The following is a 6377-nucleotide window of genomic DNA, read 5'->3' as shown; positions in this document are numbered from 1 at the left end:
CCCCCGGAGCGCGCCGCCCGGCCGCCCCCGGAAGCCCCGCCGCGTCCGGCCCGGAGCGCCATCGCGTCCGCGCGCTCGGAGGTGGTGCAGGAGAAGCTGCCCTCCGGTGCGACGCTGATCATCCGGGTGGAGCCGCACGTGCCGCTGTTCTCCATGCGCGCGGCCTTCATCGGCGGTGCGCGCTACGAGACGCCCGAGGACAACGGCATCACCACGCTGCTCAGCCGCGCCCTCACCAAGGGCACCACGACGCTCAGCGCGGATGACATCAGCCACCTGGGAGACCTGTACGCGGGCAACGTCAGTGGTCAGGGCGGCCGCAACTCCGTGAGCCTGAAGGCGGACTTCCTGTCGCGCTACTTCGAGCCCGGCTTCCGGCTGTTCGCGGACGTGCTGCTCAACCCGGCCTTCCGCGAGGAGGAGGTGGCGCGCGAGCGCGCGCTGCTGCTCCAGGACATCCTCACCCGCGAGGACAAGCCGTCCAGCCTGGCGTTCGAGCTGTTCTCGCGCACGCTCTACAAGGAGCACCCGTACCGGCTGTCGCTCGCGGGCGAGAAGGCCTCCGTGGAGGCGCTGGGGCCCGAGCAGCTGCGCGCGTACCACCGGGCGCACATGGATCCGTCGCAGATGACGCTCAGCGTGGTGGGCGACGTGAACGTGGACCAGGTGCGGGCGCTGGCGAACGAGTACTTCGGCAAGTCGCGCGGCGGCGCGGTGGCCCCGAAGCAGGTGAAGCCGGAGGCTCCGCCGTCCGCTCCGCGCACGGAGAAGAAGGTGCTCGCGCGCGCGCAGACGCACCTGGTGATGGGCTTCCAGGCGGCGCGGATGACGGATTCGTGGCGCGTGGTGCTGGACGTGCTGTCCACGGTGCTGTCGGGCCAGGGCGGACGGCTCTTCATCGAACTGCGCGACAAGCGCTCCATGGCGTACAGCGTGAGCAGCTTCTCCATGGACGGGTTGGACCCCGGCTACTTCGCCGTCTACATGGGCACGAGCCCGGAGAAGGTGGACGCGGCGGTGGAGGGCATGCGCCGCGAGCTGGAGCGCATCCGCGACGAGCCGATTCCCGCCGAGGAGCTGGAGCGCGCCAAGCAGCACATCATCGGGGCGTACGAAATCGACCTGCAGCGCAACAGCGCCCGCGCGACGCTGCTGGCGCTGGACATCTGCTACGGCATCGGGCTGGACAACTTCCTGCACTACTCCGAGCGCGTGGCGAAGGTCACGGCGGCGGACGTGCAGGAGGTGGCCCGCCGGGTCATCGACTTCGACCGCATGGCCATGGCGGTCGTCGGGCCGTAGTTCCTCCCGCGAGCGTGGAAGCGTCACGACGACGACGCTTCCACGCCGCACCGGGTGCGGTAGAAGGGGCGCATGTCCCAGACCTACCTGTCACTCACCGTGGATATCGCGGAGGAAGCCTCCGAAATCCTTCAGGACCTCCTCCATGAGACCGGCGCCCTGGGCCTGGAGGTCCGCGACACGGAGACGCCCACCATGCCGGGCGTGCGCGCCCCCGCGAAGGGTGAGTCCATCGTCGTCGCCTACTTCGAGGACCGCGAGAGCGCGGAAGAAGCCCGCGACGCCGTGGCGGAGAGCCACCCCAGCGCGCGCCTGTCCCTGGACGAGCAGCCCCAGCAGGACTGGAGCAACGAGTGGAAGTCGCTCATCAAGTCCGTGCAGGTGGGCCGCCTGTGGGTGGGCCCGCCCTGGGACGTGGCGAACGCGCCGGAGGGCAAGATGCGCGTCGTCATCGAGCCGAAGATGGCGTTCGGCACGGGGGACCACCCCACCACGTCGCTGTGCCTGGCGGCGGTGGATGACTTCATGTCCACGCACCCGGGCGCGAGCGTCCTGGACGTGGGCACCGGCACGGGCGTGCTCGCCATCGCGGCGAAGAAGCTGGGCGCGGGCCATGTGGTGGGCACCGACAACGACCCCACCTCCGTGGAGCTGGCCCAGGAGAACTGCGCCGACAACCAGACGCCCGACCTGGACATCTCCGGGCGCGAGCTGACGGAGGTGTCCGGCACCTTCGACCTGGTGCTCGCGAACATCCTGGCGAACACGCTGATTGAACTGGCGCCCCTCATCGTCCCCAAGGCGAAGGACCGGCTGGTGCTGGCCGGCGTGCTCGCGCACCAGCGCGTGGACGTGGAGGCCGCGTACCGCAAGCTCGGGTGCACCGTGCTGGAGGGCGCGCAGCAGGGCGAGTGGGTGCGCATCGACTTGAAGCGCTAGAAACAAGAGGGGGTCGGGCCGCGAACGCGAACGCTCGCCAACCCGACCCCATCTGGACTCGCGAGGCGTTCCCCCTTGACGTCAGGACCCCGCGAGTCCCGCCGTGTGCTTGCAGTCCCTGGTTGCAGTCCGCGTGCCCACGGCAGTGTCCGGGTGGGCCCCTCGGGGCACCGGCTCGGATGTAGCGGGGCCGGTTACGGGGGGCGTGGCGCGTGTGACCTTCCGCGCTACAGCCACCCTCAGGCGAACGCGAGTGCTCCGGCCGGGTGCAGGGAGCCCACCATTTCGTTGCGCGTGTTGAGGATGCGCGGCTCCGCGTGGTGCTCCAGGCCCGTCATGGGCAGCGTCAGGCCCTGCTGTTCCGCGAGGAGGCGCAGGACGGCGAGGAGCGCGGGCGCGGCGCAGCGGGCGTCGCCGTCCTCCACCTTGAGGGCCACGCCCAGGCGGGCCCGGGGCAGCGCGGCGCAGTAGACGCCCTCCGCGCCAATCTTCACCACGGCCTCGCCCTGGAAGGCCGTCATCAACTCCGTGCACGCGCGGCCCCTGCCCGCGACCAGCTCCGGGTGCGCGAGCATGGCTTCGCGAAGGCGGCGCGCGGCGGGCGCTTCCGACACGCCGAAGCGGGCCCACGCGGTGGCCATGGCGCTGAGCGGCAGGCCGAAGCAGACGGCGAGGCAGCCATCCACGCCCTTCACCAGCGCGTCGCGCGGCAGGCCCGTCCACTTCGCGATTTCATCCTGGATGCGCTCCTGCACGGGGTGGCCGTCGCTGGCGTAGCCGTGCACGTCCCAGCCGTGGTGCCGGGCCAGCGCGAGCATCCCCGCGTGCTTGCCGGAGCAGTTGTTCCACCGGGGCGTGAGCACCACGCCCGCCCTGAGCGCTTCTTCCGCGACCGCGGGCGACAGCGACGGGTGCGGGCCGCACGCGAGGTGGCGCTCCTCGCAGCCGGAAGCGCTCAGCATCTGCATGGCGAGGGTGCGGTGCACGGGCTCGCTGGAGTGGGACGCGCACGCTAGCGCCAGCTCGCGCGGGCCGAAGCCGTAACGGTCCGCCGCGCCGTCCTGCACCATCGGGAGTGATTGAAAGGGCTTCGCCGCCGAGCGCCAGAAGGTGACGCGCTCCGGGTCGCCCGCGAACGCGACGCGCGTGCCCTCCGCGCTCACCACCGCGACGGACACGGTGTGGAGGGATTCGACGAAGCCGGAGCGGGTGGACTCGATGACGAGGGTGGACATGGGTGTTTCGCGCGCCTTAGCAGGAACGGGACACGGCCGGGCGCTCGCGGATTCCAGAAAGGGAACCTCTGGACGCATGGAGGGCTATCCTCCGGGCGCCCTCCCCTTCAAGGAAGCCGCCGTGGTCCGCCTCTTCGTTCCCCTTCCCGACCCCGCTCCCGCCGACGTGACGCTCACGGGCGAGCGCCGCCACTACCTCGTCCACGTGCTGCGGCTGGAGGACGGCGACGCGCTGGAGGTCTTCGACGGCAAGGGCCGCGCCTTCGAGGCGCGCGTCACGGGGCTGACCGCGGAGTCCGTGCGGCTGGTGCTGGGCACCATGCGGGTGACGCCGCCCGCGCGTGAGATGAGCGTGCTCCAGGGGCTGCCCAAGGGGGACAAGCTGGAGCTGGTGCTCCAGAAGGGCACGGAGCTGGGCGCCACCGCGTTCCATCCCGTGGCCACGGCGCGCAGCGTGGTGAAGCTGGAGCCGAAGCGCGCCGAGGAGCGCACCCAGCGGTGGGCGAAGATTGTCGAAGAGGCCGCGCGCCAGTGCCGCCGCGATGACGTGCCTCGGGTGCATCCGCCCCGGCCGTTGCTGGACGCGGCGCGCGCGCTGACGCCGGGCACGCTGCTGCTGGTGTTGGACGAAGAGGAATCCGCGGTGCCGCTGGGCGAGGCGTTCCGGAGCGTGGCGCCGGGGACGCCGGTGGCGCTGGTGATTGGTCCCGAGGGCGGGCTCGCGCGTGAGGAGGTGGAGGGGCTGCGGGGACTGGGGGCGCGGCCGGTGACGCTGGGCTCACGCATCCTGAGGACGGAGACGGCGGCGCTCGCGGCGCTCGCGGTGATGCAGCACCTGGATGGGTCGCTCGGTTAGCAGGCGGGCGGACAACCCCTCCTCGCATCCCAGGTCACGGATCCCTGTGCCCATTCCTACGTTTCTGCCATTCGGGACCTCGCGGGTCCCTCACACGGGAGAGACTCTCATGGGGATCATCGCCTTCATCATCATCGGCCTCATCGCGGGCCTCATTGCTCGAGCCATCCTGCCGGGCAAGCAGAGCATGGGCCTGGTGGCGACCACGTTGCTCGGCATGGTGGGCTCGCTGGTGGGCGGCCTCATCGGTTCGCTCTTCCAGCGCAACGGCCGGCTGTTCGACCTGCATGCCTCGGGCATCATCATGTCCGTCGTGGGATCCATCATCGTGCTTCTCCTGGTGGGAGCAGCGGGACGGCGCCGCGTCCACGCCTAGCGTGAGGCGCCCCACACGCACCGTCCCCGAAGGGACGGTTGCATGGCGCTGACGAGCCCCTGACGGTTCCTCGGGCGAGGGACCGGCGGGGGCTTGTCCTTTTCTTGCTACAGGCCTGAATGCGGCCTTTCATGGCGACGGTTGTCCGCGTCATTGGGAGGATCCGTTGTCCAAGTGCATGAAGTGCGGCGCCTCGCTGCCGCCGGTCGGAGATTGCCCCGCTTGCGCCGCCCATGCCGCGCGCCCACCAGCGGTGGCTCCCGTCCCGAGCCTGCTCGACCGCGACATCCACATTGATCGCCGCAGGCCAGGTGAACGCGATGCCCAGGCCGCGGGTGGCGATCCCATCACCCTGAACAATGAACCGGTCGAGCCGGAGACGCTGCGAGGCACGCCCGCCTTCGCGATGGAGCCGCCGCGCGGTCCTGTCACCCCGCCGGGAATGACGCCTTCGGTCCGGCCGGGGATGGCGCCCGTGCCTCCCGCCGCGCCGCGCGCCGCCGCGCCCCGGCCCGCGCAGGCTCCGGCCGCCGCGCCGCCGCGTGCCGCCGCGCCTCGCGCCGCCGTGCCGCCGATGGATGGACCCACGGTGCGCGCGTCAGCGCCCGATGCGACGATCCGCGCGCCCATGCCGCCTGCCGCGACCCAGGGCGACGTGACGGGTCGTGCTCCTGCGTCCTACGCGGATCCGGCGGCCCGCGCCGCGGCCCCCGCTGCCCACGCGGATGCGACGATTCGCGCGGCGGCTCCGGCGGCCCACGCGGACGCGACGATTCGCTCGGCGGCTCCGGCGGCCCACGCGGACGCGACGATTCGCTCGGCGGCCCCTGCTGCGCGCCCCGTCCCGCCCCAGGCCGATGCGACGATCCGCGCTCCCACGCCGCACGCGGAGGGTCAGCCGGTCCGGGCTCCCGCGCAGCAGGCTCCCCGGGCGGCGGCGCCGGCTCCCGTGCCGCCTCCCGCCACGCCTCCCGCCGGGAACGCGCCTTCTGGCGCCGTGCTGCCTCCGCGCCCCGTCGCACCGCCTCCGGGCGTGGCGCCGATGGCCGCCGTGCCTCCGCGCGCCGCGCCCACCTCGGCCCTGTCGGAGCCGGGCTTCCAGAATCCTGGCGTCGCCGTGCCTCGCGCCGCGCAGGCTCCGGCGATTCCCATGGAGCCCCGCCCGGGCTCCGCGCCCACGCCGGCCTACGGCACGGAGCCGCATCATCCGCGCCCCCAGGCGCAGGCCGCCTCCGGTCAGCCTCGTGGCAACGCCCCGGGTTCGCCCGGCCTGCCCCGCATGGATGGGTCCGCCGCGCAGGCTTCCGGACGCGCCGCGCAGGCACAGGCTCCCGGACAGCCGCACATGAACGGGGCCGCTCAGCCCGTCGCGTCCGGCCAGCCTCGCATGGGCGTGGCCGCGCAGCCTGCTTCGTCCGGATTGCCGCAGATGGGCGTGGCCGCGCAGCCTGCTTCGTCCGGATTGCCGCAGATGGGCGTGGCCGTGCAGGCGGCCCAGGGCACGGGCCTTCCTCGCCGGGAGGCCGCTGAAGCGTCGGCCTCCGAGCACTGGGATGCATCGCAGGCAGCCTCCGGTCTTCCGGTCATGGAGGATCCGGCCATCCTGCCTCCGCTGGAGACGCCGGCCTTCGCCGCCACGTCCTCCGCGAACGCCCCCGGAGTGTCCCGC

General features: G+C 72.5%; 5 protein-coding genes and 1 pseudogene. 5 read left to right on the top strand and 1 reads right to left on the bottom strand.

The genetic code is table 11. The features are described 5' to 3' along the window. Positions 1-1302, top strand: a 1302-nt coding sequence (locus D7X32_RS42320; RefSeq protein ID WP_244239488.1) for a M16 family metallopeptidase, incomplete at its 5' end; no start/stop codon positions are given. 72 nt (positions 1303-1374) lie between these two features. Then, positions 1375-2241, top strand: a complete 867-nt coding sequence (locus tag D7X32_RS42315; RefSeq protein WP_120608176.1) for a 50S ribosomal protein L11 methyltransferase — start codon at positions 1375-1377, stop codon at positions 2239-2241. A gap of 239 nt (positions 2242-2480) precedes the next feature. Here D7X32_RS42315 and D7X32_RS42310 read toward each other — a convergent pair whose 3' ends face one another. Next, entirely contained in the window at positions 2481-3476 is a 996-nt protein-coding gene (locus D7X32_RS42310) for an asparaginase (RefSeq protein ID WP_158625861.1), read from the bottom strand. A gap of 121 nt (positions 3477-3597) precedes the next feature. Between D7X32_RS42310 and D7X32_RS42305 the strand changes: the two genes are divergently transcribed. From D7X32_RS42305 to D7X32_RS45815, 3 genes and pseudogenes are all read left to right on the top strand, one after another. Beyond that, the gene (locus D7X32_RS42305) at positions 3598-4332 is read left to right on the top strand and encodes a 16S rRNA (uracil(1498)-N(3))-methyltransferase (RefSeq protein WP_120608177.1); all 735 of its coding nucleotides are present in this window, start codon (positions 3598-3600) and stop codon (positions 4330-4332) included. 109 nt (positions 4333-4441) lie between these two features. Beyond that, positions 4442-4708: a GlsB/YeaQ/YmgE family stress response membrane protein gene (locus tag D7X32_RS42300; RefSeq protein ID WP_120608174.1), complete on the top strand. Its 267-nt coding sequence runs from the start codon at positions 4442-4444 to the stop codon at positions 4706-4708. A gap of 253 nt (positions 4709-4961) precedes the next feature. After that, positions 4962-6377: pseudogene (locus D7X32_RS45815) on the top strand (hypothetical protein); the annotation flags it as partial.

The sequence above is a fragment of the Corallococcus carmarthensis genome, assembly GCF_003611695.1.
Classification (GTDB): Bacteria; Myxococcota; Myxococcia; order Myxococcales; family Myxococcaceae; genus Corallococcus; species Corallococcus carmarthensis.
This window is presented reverse-complemented; position numbering and strand designations above follow the sequence as displayed.

What these genes read in the sequence shown, in the direction of transcription:
- D7X32_RS42315 (WP_120608176.1), top strand. Translation starts at nt 1,375, where the DNA reads ATGTCCCAGACCTACCTGTCACTCACCGTGGATATCGCGGAGGAAGCC.
- D7X32_RS42310 (WP_158625861.1), bottom strand. Translation starts at nt 3,476, where the DNA reads ATGTCCACCCTCGTCATCGAGTCCACCCGCTCCGGCTTCGTCGAATCC.
- D7X32_RS42300 (WP_120608174.1), top strand. Translation starts at nt 4,442, where the DNA reads ATGGGGATCATCGCCTTCATCATCATCGGCCTCATCGCGGGCCTCATT.